Genomic DNA, 19,842 nt, shown 5'->3' with positions numbered 1-19,842 from the left:
CCGTCACCTCCAGGTTTTTCGATAAGCGCCCGTGGTTGTCGCCTGACCTTCGGACAGCGACGCCAGCAACCCCTCGGGCACGGGCTGGCCCTTGTCGAGCGCGTCCACGGCCGCGCGAAAATTGCGCACGACCTGCGCGACATAAGCTTTGGATCTTTGCCGCCCCTCGATCTTGAGTGCCGTGACACCTGCCTTTGACAACTGCGGGATCAGCCGTTCAGCATTCAGGCTCACTGGGTCCTCGAACAGGTGTCCAGTCTTGCCACCGGCGCTGAAACAGCCTTTGCAAAGGGTCGGGTAGGGAACCGGCTCGTCCTGCCCGACACGATGGATCGTAAAGCCGTTCAGCCGGGCATCCAGTTTTCCGGCGCTTTCGCGGTATTCCACATGGCTGGCCGGTGAACATACGCCGTTCATGTTTGGTGATTTACCTGTCGCATAAGAAGAAAGTGAACAGCGCCCTTCGGCCATCACGCAGAGGCCGCCAAAAACAAAGACTTCGGTTTCAACATCCGTTTCGGCATTGATCGCAGCGATTTCGGGCACGGACAGGACACGCGGCAGCACGACTCGTCGGATGCCAAACTCTGTGGCGCAGAAATTGATGATATCGGCATTTGCCGCTGCTGCCTGTACGGACATATGGCGCCTTAGGGCCGGATGGGTCCGTGCGGCGTAATCCAGCAGCCCCAGATCAGCCAGAATAACGGCATCTGCCCCTGCAGCAGCAGCATCACCGATTGCCTGATGCCAGATATGTTCGGCACCAGCTCGCGGAAAGGTGTTGATCGCCACCAGAACTTTGGCCCCATGCGCATGCGCAAATGCAACGCCGTCGCGCATTTCAGCCCGGTCAAAGTTCAGACCGGGAAAGTTGCGGGCGTTGGTTTCATCTGCAAAACCACAATAGACGGTATGAGCCCCGGCTTTGACTGCAGCGCGCAACGCCGCAGGTGTTCCCGCGGGGCAGACTATCTCCATTACCACGCCAACGCCTCCTCTGGCCGGGACAGGCACAGCCCGGCACGGCGTTCAGCCAACCCGACCAGTTGCCGCAAAGCGGGAGAGAACGGGCCAGACATGCGCGCCAGTTCATCGGACAAATCAATCTCGCTGTCGTCGATCGCATTGCGCAGGGCAAGTACGGCGGCGGTGTCGCCTTCGATCACCAGATCGCGAGAGAAAAACAGCGCATCACCGTCAACCGCGCCATGCAGCAGGCCCAGCAGCACGGACAACGCCCCCGCGATCCTTGCATCGCCTTGCCCATGCCCGCGCAACGCCCGAACGCTTGGGTGGCCACCCTGCGGTTCCAGACTGATGACAAAGGGCAGGTCGGTGGGATCCAGAATAAACCGCGCATGCGCGTGCTCGCCCAGACGTCGAAACAACGAAGGGTGTTTTACCGCGACGGCTCGGGAGAACTTTGTGAGTGTTATGGAAAGCGGCACAAGCGGGGCTACCCGCAAGGCGCGTTGCAGCGGCGCGGGGCACGTTGGAAACGCCGATGGGAAGTGATCCAAGGGTTGTTCCTTTTCTGCCTTGGCGGTCAACAGGTTCAGCGTGGTCTTTCTAGGAGTGTGAATCCAAACGCGAATTGACGAACGTCAATTTCGATCCACGAACCTGCTGTTAGGCGCGAACCAGAGGCCGCAATGACAAGGCCCTGCAGGAGAAGACCCATTCGCGACTACCCTCCCTTTCCCAGCCTGCGCCGCTTTCTCGACTGGTGCCGTGACTCCGGGCAGTTCAGCCCAATTCCGCAACCGGTGCCTGTCGCGCACAGAATGACAGCAGTTCACAAGGCTGTACTGGAAAGCGGGGGGCCGGTTCTGCAGTTTGACCGCCCGACCGGAGCAGATGGGGCCAGTTTCGAAATTCCGGTTGTGACCAATCTGTTCGGACACCCGGATCGCGTTGCTGCAGGATTGGGGGTGGCCCCGGAAAACCTTGGCGCGCTGGGTGACTTCCTGTCCGAGCTACGGGCGCCTACGCCGCCGGACGGAATGAGGGATGCACTGGCGCGCTGGCCATTGCTGCGGGCAGCGCTCAGTACGCGGCCAAAGGTTTGCCGCAGCGCCCCGGTTCAACAGATCACACATGAAGGCGAAGCCGCAGATCTGTCCGCACTGCCTGTTCAGACCCACTGGTCCGGCGATGCCGGTCCCCTGATCACATGGCCAGTTGTCCTGACGCGGCCATTTGGATCGGAACCGGATGAAACCTCGCACTACAATGCCGGGGTCTATCGTGCGCAGGTTCTGGATCGAAACCGCCTGATCATGCGGTGGCTGCCGCACCGCGGTGGCGCGGCGCATCATCGCAGCTGGTCTGCAAAGGGTCAGGCCGCGCCCGTTGCGGTTGTTCTTGGTGCTGATCCCGGAATGCTGTTGGCCGCGGCTCTGCCCCTGCCGGAAACCGTGTCCGAGCTAACTTTTTCCGGAGTGCTCAGCGGCACACGTCCACGACTGGTCAGGGCAAAGACAATACCTCTGATGGTCCCCGCCGAAGCCGAGATCGTTATCGAAGGCTGGGTGTCGGCGACGGAAACAGCCCCCGAAGGACCTTTTGGTGACCACACCGGCTATTACAACCCGGCCGAGCCGTTCCCGGTCATGAATGTCACCGCGGTAACGCATCGGGAAAACCCGTTGTACCTTTCGACATATACAGGACGCCCGCCGGATGAGCCGGCAATCATCGGTGAGGTTTTCAACCGGCTTGCACTGCCGACGATCCGTGCGCAGATTCCCGACATTCTGGATGTCTGGCTGCCTCCTGCAGCCTGTTCCTATCGTATGGCCGTTGTCAGCATCGACAAACGCTATCCCGGTCAGGCGCGGCGGGTCATGATGGCGCTTTGGGGGATGTTGCCGCAATTCAGTTACACCAAATCCATAATCGTTGTGGATGACGATATCGACGTCAGAAACTGGGATGACATCGCATGGGCGATCGCAACCCGCATGGACCCGGCGCGGGATGTGATGATGATGCAGAACACACCCATCGACTATCTCGACTTTGCGTCCGCGCAACCCGGGTTGACCGGAAAAATGGGGTTCGACGCGACACGCAAGATCGGTGCGGAAACAACCCGCGAGTGGGGGGAAGTCATGACAACGGATCCGGCAGACGCCGCATTTGCAGCTGAACTTCTACGTGATCATATGCCGGGTCTGGTCTCATGAACGGGAAACGTGTCGTACTGGGATTGTCCGGCGCATCGGGCGCAGCTCTGGGTATATCGGTTGCAAGGCAACTGCGTGATCTGGGTGCCGAGATTGATCTGGTCATCAGCACGGCGGCAGAGCGCACTATTGCAGCCGAATGTGGTCCGAACGGAATGGACAAGCTAAGCTCGTTCGCGACACGTTTGCATCCAACCGAAGACATAGGTGCCACTATCGCTTCGGGCTCGGTGCCAGTTGCAGGTATGATTGTGGCCCCCTGTTCAATGCGCAGTCTGGCCGCCATTGCCCATGGGCTGGATGACAATCTGCTGACCCGTGCCGCATCGGTTCAATTGAAAGAACGCCGCCGAGTGGTGTTGCTGGCGCGAGAGGCGCCTTTGACGCTGGCGCATCTTCGGAACATGACCGCCGCCACCGAACTGGGGGCAATCATTCTGCCACCGGTTCCGGCCTTTTATCTGCTCCCCCAATCTTTGCCTGAAATCATAGATCAGATTGCAGCACGGGCTATTGATCTGTTGGGCATTGGCCAACCCATGGCCCGTCAGTGGGATGGCTAGGTTCGATCAGCGCCCCACGCCCACATATTTTTCAAAGCCCGAGTTCATTGCCCGCTTTTCGGAATAAATGTTACGCAAATCCACCATGCGCGGGGTCTTCATTCCTTTGGCGATATCTTCAAGATTCAGGGCGCGGAATTCGTTCCATTCAGTCAGCAAAACAACTACATCGGCGCCTTCAGCAGCCTTGTAGGGGTCATCCACCCATTGAACACCGGGCAACAACGCCTCTCCTTCGGCACGGCCCTGCGGATCCACGACTCGAACCTGGGCGCCGCCTCCAATCAGTGCCGGTACGATTGTCACGGATGGGGCGTCGCGCATATCGTCGGTGTTCGGTTTGAAGGTGACACCCAGAACTGCAACAGTCTTGCCGTTGAAGTTGTCGTCGCAAGCGTCGCGAATTTTGTCGACCATCCGGCTCTTGACGCCGTCGTTCACTCTGATGACGGTTTCAGTGATCTGCATCGGATGGGCATGTTCCTGCCCGATACGTGCTAGCGCAGCGGTATCCTTGGGAAAGCAGGACCCGCCATAACCAGGCCCCGCATGCAGGAATTTATTGCCGATGCGGCCATCCAGACCGATGCCGCGCGCCACCTCCTTGACGTCGCCGCCAACACGTTCACACAGGCCCGCAATTTCATTGATGAATGTGATCTTGGTCGCAAGGAACGCATTGGCCGCGTATTTGATCATTTCAGCGGATTCCAGATCGGTCGTCAGAATCGGAAAATCACGCAGGTAAAGCGGGCGATAGATTTCTGCCATCACCTCGGCCGCGCGGTCCGACTCGACACCGACAACCACGCGGTCGGGACGCATGAAATCGTCTATTGCCGCTCCTTCCCGCAGAAATTCCGGGTTGGAGGCAACGTCGAATTCCGCGTCTGGATTAGCCTCGGCCACGACCTGCTGCACTTTACGGTTGGTGCCGACAGGGACCGTGGATTTCGTGATGATCACCGTGTAACCGGAAATGGCATGCGCAATCTCTTCGGCGGCGGCCATCACATAAGTCAGGTCCGCGTGACCGTCACCGCGGCGGGTCGGCGTGCCCACCGCAATAAAAACGGCATCAGCCCCGCGTACTGCGGAGGCCAGATCGGTGGTAAAATTCAGGCGCCCGGCAGCGACGTTCTTGGCCATCAATGTATCCAGGCCGGGCTCATAGATCGGAACCTTTCCGGCCTGCAACATCTCGATCTTGGCGACTGCTTTGTCGACGCAGGTCACGTCATGCCCGAAATCGGAAAAACACACCCCTGACACCAGGCCCACGTAGCCGGTGCCGATCATTGCAATTCGCATTATCCGAGACCCTTCATACTCAATTACCGCCGATGGCGGCCCTACATTTGAAGAATCCGCCGCCGGATTCAATGCCTGTAATCAGCGTCTGCTTGCATTCCCTTCGATCTTGAGGTTTTTGGGGCGACAAACAAGAACGTGAATTTGGTGGGGCTTTAATGACCAAAACAGCTTTGATTACCGGAATTACAGGTCAGGACGGATCGTATCTGGCCGAGTTTCTATTGGCCAAAGGCTACGAAGTGCATGGAATCAAACGCCGCGCCTCGTCTTTCAACACACAGCGGATCGATCACATTTATCAGGACCCGCACGAACCAAACCCGAAGTTGCGGCTGCATTATGGCGATCTAAGCGACACTTCGAACCTGACGCGAATCATTCAGGAGGTGCAGCCGGACGAGGTTTACAACCTCGGCGCGCAGTCTCACGTGGCGGTCAGCTTTGAATCGCCGGAATACACGGCGGACGTGGATGCCCTTGGCACCCTGCGCCTGCTAGAGGCGATCCGGTTCCTTGGGTTGGAAAAGAAGACGCGCTTTTACCAGGCATCGACTTCAGAGCTTTACGGTCTGGTTCAGGAAATCCCTCAACGCGAGACCACGCCGTTTTATCCGCGCAGCCCTTATGCGGTGGCCAAGCTCTATTCCTACTGGATCACCGTCAACTACCGTGAGGCCTATGGCATGTATGCCTGCAACGGCATCCTGTTCAATCACGAAAGCCCGCGCCGCGGCGAGACCTTTGTGACCCGCAAGATTACTCGGGGCCTGGCGAATATCGCGCAAGGTTTGGAAGACTGCCTGTACATGGGCAACATCGACAGCCTGCGTGACTGGGGCCATGCCAAGGACTATGTGCGGATGCAGTGGATGATGCTGCAGCAGGACAACCCCGAAGACTTCGTGATCGCGACCGGCAAACAATATTCTGTTCGCCAGTTCATAGCGTGGTCGGCGGCCGAGCTGGGCGTTACTCTGGAATTCTCGGGCGAAGGTGTGGATGAAATCGCAACTGTTTCCGCGATCGAGGGCGAAAATGCCCCGGCGCTGAAGGTCGGTGATGTCATCGTCCGTATCGACCCGCAGTATTTCCGCCCGGCCGAAGTGGAGACCCTGTTGGGCGATCCCACGAATGCAAAACAAAAACTGGGCTGGGAACCGGAACTGACCGTCCAGCAGATGTGCGAAGAAATGGTCTCCGAAGATCTGAAAACGGCCAAACGTCATGCACTGCTCAAAGAGCACGGGTATGAATTGCCGGTCAGCCTGGAAAACGGCTGAGGAGTAGGCTTATGCGTAAGATCTATGTTGCCGGTCACCGGGGTATGGTAGGCGGTGCGATCCTGCGCCGCCTTCAGGATCGCAAAGAGGCGGGCGAGTCGCTGGAACTTGTTACGCGAACCCATGCGGAACTTGATCTGACGGAACAGTCCGCCGTTCGAACCTTTATGGAAACCGAACGCCCCGATGTTGTGATACTTGCCGCCGCAAAAGTGGGCGGCATTCACGCCAACAACACATATCCAGCTGATTTTATTTATGAAAACCTGATGATCGAGTGCAATGTGATTCATCAGGCTTTTGCTTCGGGCGTAAGGCAACTGTTGCAGCTGGGCAGTTCCTGCATCTATCCCCGGGCGGTTCCGCAGCCAATGCGCGAAGATGCGCTGCTGACCGGAGTTCTGGAACCCACCAATGAGCCGTATGCCGTGGCGAAGATTGCAGGCATCAAGCTGTGCGAAAGCTACAATCGCCAGCACGGTGTCGACTATCGCTCGGTCATGCCCACGAACCTCTATGGGCCGGGTGACAATTTCCACCCTGAGAACTCGCATGTTCTGCCTGCGCTGATCCGCCGGTTCCACGAGGCGGCCCGGGACGGTCTGGATGAGGTTGTGATCTGGGGAACCGGAAAGCCGCGGCGCGAATTCCTGCACGTGGACGACATGGCCGAAGCCTCTCTGTTTGTGCTGGACCTGCCGCGAGAAGACTACGAGGCGAACACACAACCTATGTTGAGCCACATCAACGTCGGTTGTGGTTCAGACGTGTCGATTGCCGAATTGGCCGCGCTGGTGGCGAAGGTCACTGGTTTTTCGGGCAAGATAACCCAGGACACCAGCAAACCCGACGGCACGATGCGCAAGTTGATGGACGTTTCACGGCTTGCTGACATGGGCTGGACCGCGCGGATTGAACTGGAAGGCGGCATTCGCGAGACCTACGATTGGTTCCTCAAACAATCCGACACGGACATTCGGGTTTAAGTGCCGCCCGGCATCTTGCCGGACGGCCATCCATCAAAACCAGCGTCCGACAGCAATCATGGCGGGTGCCGGTGTGGATGTATCGGAGCTAGCCGACATCACCTGATATGTAACCTGAGTGGCCGATGCTGTGCCGCAGCCAACAAAACGCTGCGGCGCGCCGCCGTTTCCACTGACGGCGGGGATGCTGCCGGCGGCGAATGCGGCCGGGAAATCCCACGTCATAATTGCGCCGGTGTCGAACAGCGCGCCTTGCGCGTTCGTACAACTCACTCCGGCAAGCGTCGCCGAGCAAATCTGGGTTCCGTCGGCAAATCTTACGAATTCTCCGTTTGCGGTGCTGCCGCGTTCGATGACGGCGCCCGTGGGTGCACCGGCATTTTCCGAAACCGTGCCTACTAGATTACCAGGGCCATACCCGTAATCCGCCCGCATCAGCCTGCCGGGGGTGGTGTCGCCAGCACTGTTCTGCACGGCTGCGCCGCTGGCTGTTCCCGTGGCCGGATCGATGGCCAGCGCTTCGGTCCACGATCCGCCATCCGGCGAAACCTTGATGGAAAACCCTGTTCCCCCGGTCAGCCCCATTTCCGCGTGACCGGTCCAGTTTGACTGGAATAGCAGGGATGCGGTGTCTCCTGCGCTCGCCTTGTTGATTTTCAACTGATGCCCGGCCCCATCGTGAGACAAAAGCGTTGCCGGTGCACGTACCGACAAGCGGTTGTTCTGATCATGGCTGGTCGCGATGCCGACACCATCGAGGTTCTGAAGCTCAATAGGCGGCTCGACCCACGCTGAGCCGTCCCAGACCACAATCCGGCTTGCGGCAGCATCCCATGCCCGCCACCCCGCGCGGGCAGAGAAAAAGTGCCATGTGTCGTCCAGCCAAGCCGCAAGCTTACCCGCCTGACCAACCCAATCTCCAGTCGGGTTGGCCCCCAGGCTGTAAATATCCCCCTCGGCAGGAGAGACCGGCGGTGTCATCGCATTGGTAGACGCCAAACTCAATTGAACGACAAGGTCCAGTTTGCGCAGTGCCTCATTGTGGGTGACGTGTTTTTGCGCCTGTGAAGGTTGCAAAAAGGGCAGGGCCAAAAGCGGCGAGATCTGTGGCATCGGAATCTCCTGTCGATGTTGTCCGGCAATTCGAATTGCGCGCAACCCTGCGACCGAACCAGTAAATCTCATCCGAGCAGCCCGAGCTCTCAGTTGATTTTTTGTTTACCGTAATTTCTCGAATTGGAAACAAACGCCACAATTGGGCCCATTTGTAGACCCGGCCGCGACCTTCACCGCCTGCAACATGGTTTGTGGAGTGGAAACAAAATTGTGGTGGGGCCATGAAACCGGTGTTTCAGGGGCGTCTGACGGCAGGTCAGGCTGTTCTGGATTTAGATTTACGTGATCTTCAGATAATTGACGGGCCGTCGGGACCGGTCCTTTACGCGGCAACAGGTCAGAACGGGGGCATAAGTGCCTTTGACGTGAACGAGGGTGCTCTGGCATCGTCGCTTCCCGGAAAGGTGTTCTTTTCACCGGCGGATGTTGGGCTGGGCGTCGGTACGCTGGTCGACGCCGTTACAGGGACCGGGCCAAAGCTGTTGCTTGGATCGGGGCCGGGGCACAGTTTGATCGGATACGACCTGCATGCGAATGGCGGATTTGGAAGCAAGGCCGAAACCGGGCTGCCGAGCGGCTCGGGCGGAACAATCAGCGGAGTGGCAACGGCATATCTGACGGATGGTCGGATGGCTCATTACGTACTGGATGCGAATTCGGGAAAACTTGGCAGCTACGTAGAAAACGCCAACGGCGGATTGGATGCGATCGCAGATGCACAAATAGACGCGCTTGAAACGCAGAAGGGTGCAAGCTTTCACGACGTGCAATCGGGCGGTTCGCGCTACGTCGTGGTGGCAGGAAGTGGCTGGGCAGGCCCCGGTAGTGTCACCAGCTACCGTGTCGATCCGGCAACCGGCGCTTTGGAACAGCGTGACATCAGCGGGGCTGTTGACGGATTGGGAATAAACACGCCAACCACAATGGCAACCATCAGTGCGAATGGGACCGCGTGGGTCGTCGTCGGCGATGGCGCTGCTCAATCCCTCAGCGTCTTGCGTTTGGGTGCAGATGGCAGCCTGACACCGACCGACTACTTGTTGGACACGCAGGAAACGCGTTTTGGCAATGTTCAGTCTGTTGCGATGCTGGAAACAGATGGCAGGATTTTTGTTGTCGCCGGCGGAGGGGATGACGGATTTACCCTGTTCACCCTTCTACCCAACGGCCATTTGCTGCAGGTTGCGACGCTTGCACAAGCACCCGGGCGCGGCCTGCGGGACTTGACGGCATTGGAAATCGTCCGCGTCGGCGACGAATTGCAGATATTTGCTGCAGGCGAGGGAGCCCCCGGAATTTCCCAGTTCCGTGTATCGTTGAAGGATCTTGGGCAGGTAAAGCAGGATCAGGATCCTGAGGCCCAGACCGTTATCGGAACAGGCGGCGATGATTTGATCGTTGCAACTGGCGAAACTTCCTTTGCCGGGGCGCGTGACCGGCTGGAAGGCGGCGCTGGGAATGACATTCTGGTTTCCGGAGGCGACGGCAGCGACATGCATGGCGGCTCAGGGGCCGATGTATTCGTTGTGACCGAGGGCCAGCATCACATACTGGATTTCAATCCAGCCAAAGACGCGTTGGACGTTAGCGGATTGCCGTACCTCTACAGCCCCTTGCAACTGGATCACGATGTAATACCGGATGGGATTGTACTGCGCCATAACGGAACCGAGATCCGTATTACATCGGCCGATGCCAGCCCACTGACATTGGCCGATCTTTGGCCGGGTAACCGTTTTGACAGCGCAAACCATTTTCCTGTTGGTTCACAGGCTCCGGGTGCACCAATCAATGTATCCGGCAGCGACAACGCGGACACGATAGAAGGCACCTGGGCGAACGAGATTTTCACGCTGGGTGCTGGCTCGGACGCGTTTGTCCTGATGTCCAATTCGGGCGCGGACACGATCACCGACTTCAACCCTGCCGAAGATCGCCTGGATTTTTCGAAACTGGACACTGTTCAACAGGCCGCTCTGACGTCTGTTCAGGTCGGCTCCACACGGATCATAACATTTGGGGACAGCTCCACTCTGAAACTGACGGGTGTTGACGTGAACTCAGCTCCGCAAGGGACGGCTTCCGTGAGCGGGTGGCTTGGCACAGGCCAATCTCTCCAGGCAAAGACCGTGGGCATACAGGATGCAGATGGTATTGGAACCGCGTTTACCTATCAGTGGCTACGCAATGGGGTGGAGATTTCCGGAGCGACAGCAGCCAGCTATCGATTGAAGGACTCGGACGCGGGTGCTCAGTTTTCCGTCCGTGTAAATTACATGGACGGGTTGGGAACATGGGAATCCGTCCAGAGCCAGAAAACAGGCTCAGTTTCCGCCGCATGGCGGGGAAACAATTTGAACAACGTCATGCAAGGCAAATCCTCTGTTGATTTTATCGAAGCACTAGGTGGGAACGATGTGGTTTTTGGCAATAAGGGGAACGACGCGATCTTTGGCGGCTACGGAAATGACAAGCTGTATGGCCAGTGGGGCCAGGATTACATGGTAGGAGGTCGTGGCAATGACAGGCTTCTGGGCGGTCAGGGCGCTGATCGGCTTGATGGGGGTGACGATCACGATTTTCTTTCCGGTGAAGATGGCAACGATGAGTTGTTTGGAGGATCGGGGAACGACGTTCTTCATGGCGGCATCATGCACGATACTCTTGATGGTCAGCGCGGCAACGACAGTCTGAACGGTTGGTATGGATCAGACATACTCAGAGGGGGTGATGGGCTCGATAAGCTATATGGGTCGTTCGGTGTCGATCAGCTGTTTGGTGATGCAGGTAACGATTTGCTGCAGGGAGGTGGTGGAAACGACAAGCTTTGGGGTGGCAGAGGCGATGACATTCTGAAGGGCGGACCTGCGAATGACCTTTTGCATGGGGAACAAGACAACGACGAACTTCGGGGGGGAAACGGCGACGACTCGCTTTGGGGTGGTGAAGGCCGTGACAGATTGTTCGGACAGGGAGGGAACGACCAGTTATTTGGTGATCACGGTGATGATTTTCTTGCGGGAAAATCTGGGGTGGACACCCTGTGGGGCGGCAGCGGTAACGATATTCTTATTGGTGGGTTGGGTGATGACATTCTTCACGGAGGAAGTGGCGCAGACGAATTTCGCTTTGTCGGGAACCACATGAACGACACGATCAGCGATTTTGAGCCGGGGCAAGACACGATTTCGCTGGTAGGTCTGGCCAAATCATACGACGCCCAGACGATTGAAGCGCGTGAAGGCGACGCATTCATTATCCTCAGCACGGGGATCATTCATCTTGAGGGTGTAGCCCCCGATCAGTTGAGCGCCGAGGATTTCCTTTTTTTGTAGGCAAATAAAAAAACCCCGCAATGCCATACGGCAATTCGGGGTTTTGAGTGCGCTATTACAATCGCCTGCCTCTATTTAGGCCGTGCATCAGCTACGGGCGTAAACGTCTTCGTAGCGGATAATGTCATCCTCACCCAGATACGAACCGGTCTGAACCTCGATCAGCACCATAGGAACCTTGCCCGGGTTTTCCATCCGGTGAACTGCGCCGAGCGGAATATAGACCGACTGATTTTCCGAGATGAGGGTAACTTTATCGTCCACGGTAACCTTGGCAGTTCCTTCAACGACGATCCAATGCTCGGAACGGTGATGGTGCGATTGCAGGCTCAGTGACGCGCCGGGGTGAACATGGATGCGCTTGACCTGAAAACGGTCGCCAATCACCAGACTTTCAAACCAACCCCAGGGCCGGTGATCGACAGGCAACGCTTCGGCCTGTTTCGCCCCTTTGGCTTTCAACGCGGCCACCGCCTGTTTGACGTCTTGTGCCTTGTCCATGCTGGCTACAAGAACCGCATCGGGCATCGCCACAGTAATAACGTTTTCCAGCCCCATCGCGACAACCTCTTGTGCGGGCGTCTCAGAGCGCACAAGAACGTTTTTGCAGTCAATGGCAGTCACTTCACCGGTTGTTGCGACACCGTTCTCATCGGGTTCGCTCAGTTCCTGAACTGCTTGCCAGTTGCCCAGATCAGACCACCCGGCAGAGTATGGGACAACGCTGAGGTTGCTGGCTTTTTCCATAACCGCGTAGTCGATCGAGATGTCTTCGACCTCGTCCCAGGCTTTTGGGTCCAGTCGCAGGAAACCCAGATCAATCTGGGCATCTTCGACAGCCTTCTGAACGGGCGCTAGCAGCTGTGGGGCGTGCTTTTCGAAGGCGGCCAGAATATCGCGTACTGAAAACAGGAAAATCCCCGAATTCCACAGGTAGCTGCCATCTTTCAGCATGGACTTTGCGGTTTCCAGATCCGGTTTTTCCACAAACCGGCTCAGTGGAACCGTCGCACCTGAGCCATCTGGCTTTTGTGCAAGATTCAGATAACCGTAACCCGTTTCAGGGCTGGTCGGTGTAATGCCAAACGTGATGAGATCACCATTGGCCTGAATCGCACGAACGCCTTCTGCGATGGCCTCGTGGAAAGCACCTGTGTCCGGGACCACATGGTCTGACGGTGCCACCAGCATGATGGCTTCAGGGTCTTTCTTTGCCAGATGCAACGCGGCGGCCAGAACCGCCGGTGCGGTGTTGCGGCCATCTGGTTCAATCATTATCGGGCCGGGGTCCATCCCGATCGAGCCCAGTTGTTCGGTGACGATGAACCGAAAAGCCTGATTGGTCAGCACCATGGGGGCGGCATAGGGCGAACCCGCCGGGCCTCGCATCCGCTCGGCACAAGCCTGTAACAGCGTCTCGTTTCCTACCAACGGAACAAATTGCTTGGGATAGCTTTTTCTGGACAACGGCCACAGCCGTGTGCCGGAGCCGCCACAGAGAATGATAGGATGAACAGTTGTCATAATGCCCGTGCTTCTAGACCAATTGAGGAGGAGGGGCCGCTGAGAGGCCCATAAGACTGGATCGCAGTTTTGTCACTGCGCGGCATGTTCGGCAAGGGTCAGATCCTGCAAATAACTGGACAAGTCAGCGCGCAGGTCGTCACGCGCCAGCGCAAACGCCACGGTTGCCTGCAAAAACCCTGCCTTTGACCCGCAGTCAAATCGTTGCCCGTTAAACCGGTAGCCATACACCGGAACACCACCTGCGATGTCATCCGCAATGGCATCGGTCAACTGAATCTCTCCACCGCTTCCTGTTTTCATCTGGTTGAGATTGTTCAAAACCGTCGGGCTCAGAACGTATCGTCCGATAACGGCAAGATTCGAAGGTGCTTTGTCAGCTTCGGGTTTTTCAACCATGCCCCGGGCAGACACAACCGCGCCCATGTCTTCGGCAACGTCCAGAACGCCATACGCGCTTGTTTTTTCGGCGGAAACCTCCATGGCGGCAACCATGTTGCCACCGGTTTCAGCGTATGCTTCGATCATTTGCTGCAAGCAAGGCTTTTCGGCAGCGATCACATCGTCCGGCAGAATAACTGCAAATGGTTCATCACCGATCAGGCGGCGCGCGCACCAAACTGCATGCCCAAGCCCCAGCGCCTTATGCTGGCGGATATAGGCGATAGCACCGCTTTCCATGTTGGTCGCTTCAAGAACTTCCAGAAGGTCGTCCTTGCCTTTTTTCTTGAGCTCCTGCTCAAGAGTCAGGTTGTGATCAAAATAGTCCTCCAGCGCGGACTTTCCGCGTGAGGTTACAAAAATAAACTCCTTGATCCCTGCCGCGCGGGCTTCGTCAATGGCGTATTGTACCAGAGGACGGTCAACGAGGGTCATGATCTCTTTGGGAACAGATTTTGTTGCTGGCAAAAATCGGGTGCCTAACCCAGCAACCGGGAAAATTGCTTTGGTCACCTTACGCGTCATAATACCTCACAGAATCTTAGCAAACCGGAGCAGCCGGGTGTCCCTCATATGCGGAACGCTGCGATCTATCAATGTTAACTGCACTTTACACATCAACTTCGCCGAATTCTGCCACTCAGCCACATTGAGAGCAAGTTGATAGGTTTCAATGACTGTGGCTGCCAGTTCCGAAGACCACCCGCATCATCTTGAAATCGTGTAGAAAGGCGACAATGAAGGTGCCAAACTTACTGTTTCTGATACAGGTGGAATTACCTCCACGGCGACCGATTGTCCTTGCGCGATGTTGACCGATGTCGCCTGTGGCGCGTCAAGCACGTTTCATCACGCGGAATCGTGATCGACTTGTAAATACAAATGCGCCGGAGCCAGTTTGGGCCCCGACACTTCAGTCTCGAATGCTTTGTGTTATGCGCTGATGATGTTGTGGGTAGGCCCGTAAGGAAAGCCCGTGATATTTTCAGCGCCATCTTCCCCTACGACCAGAATATCGTGCTCGCGGTAGCCACCGGCGCCGGGTTGACCTTCGGGGACCCAAAGCATGGGTTCAATCGAAACCACCATCCCCGGTTCCAGAACCGTGTCGATATCCTCACGCAACTCCAGACCTGCTTCGCGCCCATAATAGTGGCTCAGTACGCCAAACGAATGACCGTATCCGAACGACCGGTATTGCAGCAGCCCCTCATCGGCAAAGAACCTGTTGATTTCGGCGGTGATGCCCGAGCAGGTCGCGCCGGGCCGGATCAGGCTGAGGCCAAGTTCATGCGCCGCGACGTTCGCCTCCCACAGCTTCAGGGATGCCGCGTCAGGTTCGCCCAGAAACAGGGTCCGTTCGAGCGCGGTGTAATAGCCAGAGATCATCGGGAATGTGTTGAGAGACAGGATGTCACCCTTTTGCAGGGCCCTGCTAGTCACCGGGTTATGTGCACCGTCTGTGTTGATCCCGGATTGGAACCAAACCCAGGTATCCCGATACTCGGCACCCGGATGCGCGCGGGCAATCTCGGCCTCCATCGCGTCACGACCGGCCATCGCAACTTCGATCTCGGTCACGCCTTCGCGGATTGCGGCATGAATTGCGGCTCCGCCAACGTCTGCAGTATGTGCGCCGCTTTTGATCAGAGTGATCTCTTCGTCGGACTTAACCAGTCGGGCGGACATTGTGTCTGCTGCGATATCGACCAGCTCCGGGCCACCAAGCATATCCAGTGCCACATCGCGTGACGCCAGCGTCATGTGATCGCCTTCGATACCGACACGCTTTGCACCCCCGATCAACGAGGCAACGGCCCGCCAGTAGTTGTTCCGCTTCCAGTCGGTATAGATCACGTTCTCACCCACCGAGCGCCGCCAGGGCTGACCGGCGTCAATATTTGCCGAAACAGTCGTAACCGCGTCCTGAGTAACGACGCAGCCATAGGGCCGGCCGAATGCGCAATACAGAAAGCCGGTGTAATACGCGATGTTGTGCATCGACGTCAGCAAGACAGCGGGAATGTCGCGCGCCGCCATGATACAGCGCAGCATGCTCAGGCGGCGATTGTATTCAGCTTCGCTGAACTGCAGTGGCGCTTTTGACCCGTTGTGGCAGGTGAAAAATTCGGGGCGATTGGAAAGGTCAGTCATTTCGGTCTCCGTTCAATGCCGAACGGATTCCGCCCGGCCACGAAGTCCCGGCGTTCAGGACAATGCGGCCTCGGCACTCGAGGACCGTGCAAGCCGGAATTTCCGCGACGCCATCGCGGCCGGTCCGCACGGTGAAATGGCTAGATCAAGAAAAGCGACACGTCAAGACGGAGACATGCCCCGCAATCGCTCCGAACGCCTGCGCAACAGTTCAACAGTCGTCAAAAGCGCGATCGAGATCACGACAAGGATCGTCGCGACGGCCAGGATCGTCGGGCTGATTTGTTCGCGCAAGCCGGTAAACATCTGCCATGGCAGGGTTTTCTGGCTGGCCGAGCCTACGAACAGGACCACCACCACTTCGTCAAATGAAGTGATGAAGGCAAACAGTCCGCCTGAGATTACGCCCGGCAAGATCAGCGGCATCTGCACCCGGAAAAAGGTTGTTACCGGATCAGCGCCCATATTCGCCGCCGCGCGGGTCAACGAGCGGTCAAACCCAACAAGGGTGGCCGTAACTGTGATGATCACAAAGGGAATGCCCAGAACGGCGTGGGCCAGAACAACTTTGATATAGCCGACAAAGTTCTTGGGCAGGCCAAGTGTCCCTTCCAGCCAGTTGCCGATGGAGGAGTAGAAAAAGAACATGCCCGTGGCCGAGATGATCAATGGCACGATCATTGGTGAAATCAGAATCGCCATGATCGCGCGGCGGCCCGGCACGTGGCTTTGACTAAGCCCGATGGCTGCCAGTGTTCCAAGTGACACTGAGATTATCGTGGCAATTGGTGCGATGATCAGCGAATTCTTGAAACTGCGTTGCCATTCGTTGTTGGTGAAGAAATCGCGGTAATGCTTGAGCGAATACCCTTCGGGATCAAAACGCAGCATTTCCGGGGTAAAGGTAAAGAAGTCCTGGGCGTTGAAGCTGAGAGGCAGAACAACAAGAATCGGCGTGATCAGGAAGATGAAGATTGCGCCGCAGATCGCCCGGAAACCGTAATGCCACAGCACCTGATTTGACGTAAGATACGGTGGCAGCCCGTGACGGTAGTGGCGATAGTGCACCCAGAATACCAGTTGCGCGGCAATGACGCCGCCAATAATTCCGAACAGCGCACCGCCCAAGCTGCCCACTGCCAAACCGATCAGCGCACCCAAGAGGGCGCTGACGATCTTGGCGGGTCTGGCTGAGTCGAACAGTGCGATGACCGAATAGGCGTAGCCAATCGCCAGTGCAGCACCGGCTGCCACGGTCAGCAGGAACTCTGAAAAATCGGATGCGGTCGAGACACCGGCCACAAAGCTGACCGCCGCAACGACAAGGCCTACCAGTGACAGCGTGAAGGACAGCGAAACCGGAACTTTGATATCAGAAAGATCGTTTGCCATATTCACTTAACCCAGCTTCACGTTGTCGATGCCGACGATCTTGTCGTAGGCCCAGTAAAGGATCAGAACCACCGCAAGAAGGATCGTTCCAAGCGCAGCCGCCAGTCCCCAGTTAAGCGAGGACGAGATGTGATAGGCGATCCGGTTCGAGATGAAGACGCCTTTGGTGCCGCCGACGATTTCGGGCGTGATGTAGTAACCGATGGCAAGAATGAATACGAGGATCGAGCCCGCGCCGATACCGGGCACAGTCTGCGGGAAGTAAATCCGCCAGAACGCGGTCCAGTTCGTGGCCCCCAGCGATTTCGCGGCTCGCAGATAAGTGGGCGGAATAGTCTGCATCACGGAATACATCGGCAGGATCATGAAGGGCAGCAGGATATGCGTCATCGCGATGATTGTGCCCAACTGGTTGTTGATCATCACCAGACGCGCATCATCAGCTACCAGCCCCAGCCAAACCAGCACATCATTGATGACGCCCTGTTGTTGCAGCATCACCTTCCAGGCTGACGTCCGAACCAGTAGCGAAGTCCAGAATGGCAGCAGTACAAGGATCATCAGAACGTTTGCCTTACGTGCCGGCAGGTTCGCAAGTATCCACGCCACGGGATACCCCAGGATGACACATGACAGCGTAATCACCAGTGACATGATCAACGTCCGCCCAAAGAGCTTTACGAGGATCTGTTTGCTTTCCGGTTGCGCTTGCGCCCCTTCGGGCGTACGGCGCATGTCGACGGCGTTAAGGAAGTAGCCGTTGGTCAATGGGACGGAATGTGTCTTGATCGTTCGCCATGTATCCGGATCACCCCAGTCTTTGTCGATATCGATCAGCGTTTCCTTGAACGGTCCGTCAGTTGCAGGATCCAGCCGTTTGATCTTGCGCCCCGATTTACGGAACAGCGACGACATCCCCGTCTGCTCATAGTTCAAGCGGGTTCCCAGTCGGGTATGCTCTTTGGCTTCGATCGCCACCACCATGTCGTTGACGAACGCGTCAAAGACCTGTTCATCCGGCAACTCTCCGCTATTGGCGTCCCATTCCTGCAATGCTTCGACGGTCAGGGGCAGTGTGTCGGAGACGATGTTGTTTTCAACCGAACGGAACAACATCGACGCAATCGGGATAATGAAGGACAAAAGCACAAACAGCAAAAGCGGCGCGATCAAAGCCAGAGCCCTTAACCTTTGGTTCCGCAAAGATCGTTGCAGGCTTCGCTTTAGCGGTGTGCCATCAGCTGCCAGCACCGGGCCGGATTGTATCTCGTCGCTCATCTTCGTCCCCGTCTGTGACGTGTTTATTGGTCAAAAATTGACTAACGAATGCCTGTAGAGAAGAGGGCCAGACGGCCCCCTTCGGTAATGCGTTCCGCTTATTGCGCCAGCCACGCCTGGAATTTGGCGTCGATGTCGTCGCGGTAATCCGCCCAGAACTCGTAGTTATAAAGGAACGTGTTCTTTGCGTTTTCCGGATCGGTCGGCATATGCGGTGCCATGTCGATACCAAGATCGGCATGCTGGCCAACCAGCGGTGCCGACGAGGCGCGTGCCGGGCCGTACGAGATGTACTTGGCCTGATCCGCCAGACGCTGGGTGTCGGTCGCGAACATGATGTAATCCAGCGCACGTTGCTTACGCTCATCGCTCAGGCCCGCCGGGATGATCCAGCCGTCAAGGTCGAACACCTGCGCGTCCCACAGCATGGCCACGGGCTGGTTCTGTTCTTCGATGACCGAGAACAGACGTCCGTTATAGGTCGAACCCATCACGACCTCGCCGTCAGCCAAAAGCTGTGGTGTGTCGGCACCGGCATTCCACCAGACGACGTTGTCCTTGATGGTGCCCAGCTTGGCAAGCGCCTGATCCTGACCTTCTTCGGTGGCAAGCACGTCATAGACGTCTTCCTTGGCAACGCCGTCACACAGCAACGCCCATTCCATGTTGTTGATCGGACGCTTTTCCAGCGAGCGCTTGCCGGGATAGTTTTCCAGATCGAAGACATCGCAAATGTTGGACGGCGGAGTGTCGCCAACCAGATCAGTGCGATAGCCGAATGTGGTCGAATAGACGATTTGTGGAATGAAGCATTCCGAAACCAGCAGGTCACCAAAATCGTCTGCAGCAGATGTACCGTCAGGCGCCGGAGCCAACATCGTGTCGGGATCGATTTCCATGGCCAGACCTTCGTCGCACAGGCGAATGGCGTCAGCCGCCACAACATCGACCACATCCCAGGTGATGTTGTTGGCTTCGTTCATCGCGCGCAGTTTGGCAACGGCTTCGGCCGAGCTGTCGTCGTTGATGATCGTGACGCCGGTCTTCTCTGAATAGGGCTCGTGATACGCCTTAAGCTGCGACTTGGAATACGCGCCACCCCATGACACGATGGTCATTTCCTGAGCGGCCACCGACCCGGCTGCTGTCGTAGCGGCCAGAACGGCGAGAATCTTTGTCGTTGATTTCATTTTTTTCTCCCAGTTGGTTTACCCGAGTTTTTTTTATGCGAGACCGGAGCGGGTTTTGGTCACCGGTCTCGTATTGTT

The 19,842-nt window shown here is 57.1% G+C and carries 15 protein-coding genes; 5 read left to right on the top strand and 10 right to left on the bottom strand.

Going from position 1 to position 19,842, the window contains the following annotated elements:
• Positions 1-3 precede the first annotated feature (3 nt).
• Both ubiU and ubiT read right to left on the bottom strand, forming a co-directional pair.
• Entirely contained in the window at positions 4-981 is a 978-nt protein-coding gene (ubiU, locus tag ACR0NA_RS18750) for a ubiquinone anaerobic biosynthesis protein UbiU (protein ID WP_480731761.1), read from the bottom strand.
• Positions 981-1,553 (bottom strand): ubiquinone anaerobic biosynthesis accessory factor UbiT, encoded by a 573-nt coding sequence (ubiT, locus tag ACR0NA_RS18745; protein ID WP_480731572.1) that lies wholly within the window; start codon positions 1,551-1,553, stop codon positions 981-983. Before ubiT ends, ubiU begins: the two co-directional genes overlap by 1 nt.
• A 129-nt stretch (positions 1,554-1,682) precedes the next feature.
• On the opposite strand from ubiT, the gene ACR0NA_RS18740 reads away from it, so the two are divergent.
• Entirely contained in the window at positions 1,683-3,191 is a 1,509-nt protein-coding gene (locus ACR0NA_RS18740) for a UbiD family decarboxylase (protein ID WP_480731759.1), read from the top strand.
• Positions 3,188-3,754 (top strand): UbiX family flavin prenyltransferase, encoded by a 567-nt coding sequence (locus tag ACR0NA_RS18735; RefSeq protein ID WP_480731569.1) that lies wholly within the window; start codon positions 3,188-3,190, stop codon positions 3,752-3,754. Before ACR0NA_RS18740 ends, ACR0NA_RS18735 begins: the two co-directional genes overlap by 4 nt.
• A gap of 6 nt (positions 3,755-3,760) precedes the next feature.
• On the opposite strand, the gene ACR0NA_RS18730 is transcribed toward ACR0NA_RS18735, so the two are convergent.
• Positions 3,761-5,065: a UDP-glucose dehydrogenase family protein gene (locus tag ACR0NA_RS18730; protein ID WP_480731567.1), complete on the bottom strand. Its 1,305-nt coding sequence runs from the start codon at positions 5,063-5,065 to the stop codon at positions 3,761-3,763.
• Between the two features lie 158 nt (positions 5,066-5,223).
• Between ACR0NA_RS18730 and gmd the strand changes: the two genes are divergently transcribed.
• Together gmd and fcl are read left to right on the top strand one after the other, a co-directional pair.
• A complete protein-coding gene (gmd, locus tag ACR0NA_RS18725; RefSeq protein WP_480731565.1) occupies positions 5,224-6,348 on the top strand; it encodes a GDP-mannose 4,6-dehydratase in 1,125 nt (374 codons plus the stop codon).
• 11 nt (positions 6,349-6,359) lie between these two features.
• Entirely contained in the window at positions 6,360-7,334 is a 975-nt protein-coding gene (gene fcl, locus ACR0NA_RS18720; protein ID WP_480731563.1) for a GDP-L-fucose synthase, read from the top strand.
• A 33-nt stretch (positions 7,335-7,367) separates the two neighbouring features.
• On the opposite strand, the gene ACR0NA_RS18715 is transcribed toward fcl, so the two are convergent.
• Complete coding sequence (locus ACR0NA_RS18715) at positions 7,368-8,447, bottom strand: DUF2793 domain-containing protein (RefSeq protein ID WP_480731561.1); 1,080 nt, start codon at positions 8,445-8,447, stop codon at positions 7,368-7,370.
• Positions 8,448-8,671: 224 nt separating this feature from the next.
• Between ACR0NA_RS18715 and ACR0NA_RS18710 the strand changes: the two genes are divergently transcribed.
• Positions 8,672-11,785 (top strand): M10 family metallopeptidase C-terminal domain-containing protein, encoded by a 3,114-nt coding sequence (locus ACR0NA_RS18710; protein WP_480731559.1) that lies wholly within the window; start codon positions 8,672-8,674, stop codon positions 11,783-11,785.
• Positions 11,786-11,872: 87 nt separating this feature from the next.
• Here ACR0NA_RS18710 and ACR0NA_RS18705 read toward each other — a convergent pair whose 3' ends face one another.
• The 6 genes from ACR0NA_RS18705 to ACR0NA_RS18680 all read right to left on the bottom strand — a co-directional run bounded on the left by ACR0NA_RS18705 (position 11,873) and on the right by ACR0NA_RS18680 (position 19,764).
• Entirely contained in the window at positions 11,873-13,309 is a 1,437-nt protein-coding gene (locus tag ACR0NA_RS18705; RefSeq protein ID WP_480731557.1) for a mannose-1-phosphate guanylyltransferase/mannose-6-phosphate isomerase, read from the bottom strand.
• Positions 13,310-13,381: 72 nt separating this feature from the next.
• Entirely contained in the window at positions 13,382-14,275 is an 894-nt protein-coding gene (galU, locus tag ACR0NA_RS18700; protein WP_480450429.1) for a UTP--glucose-1-phosphate uridylyltransferase GalU, read from the bottom strand.
• A 408-nt stretch (positions 14,276-14,683) separates the two neighbouring features.
• Positions 14,684-15,904, bottom strand: coding sequence for an aminopeptidase P family protein (locus ACR0NA_RS18695; protein WP_480731555.1), 1,221 nt, complete (start codon positions 15,902-15,904; stop codon positions 14,684-14,686).
• A 162-nt stretch (positions 15,905-16,066) separates the two neighbouring features.
• Positions 16,067-17,296 (bottom strand): ABC transporter permease, encoded by a 1,230-nt coding sequence (locus ACR0NA_RS18690; protein WP_170652825.1) that lies wholly within the window; start codon positions 17,294-17,296, stop codon positions 16,067-16,069.
• 6 nt (positions 17,297-17,302) lie between these two features.
• A complete protein-coding gene (locus ACR0NA_RS18685) occupies positions 17,303-18,574 on the bottom strand; it encodes an ABC transporter permease (protein WP_480731552.1) in 1,272 nt (423 codons plus the stop codon).
• Positions 18,575-18,672: 98 nt separating this feature from the next.
• On the bottom strand, positions 18,673-19,764 hold the full coding sequence (locus tag ACR0NA_RS18680) for an extracellular solute-binding protein (RefSeq protein WP_480731550.1): 1,092 nt from the start codon (positions 19,762-19,764) through the stop codon (positions 18,673-18,675).
• Between the last annotated feature and the right edge of the window lie 78 nt (positions 19,765-19,842).

The sequence above is a fragment of the Ruegeria sp. C11 genome (assembly GCF_056537725.1).
The sequence above is the reverse complement of the archived record's forward strand: the minus strand, read 5'-3'. Positions and strand labels throughout refer to the sequence as shown.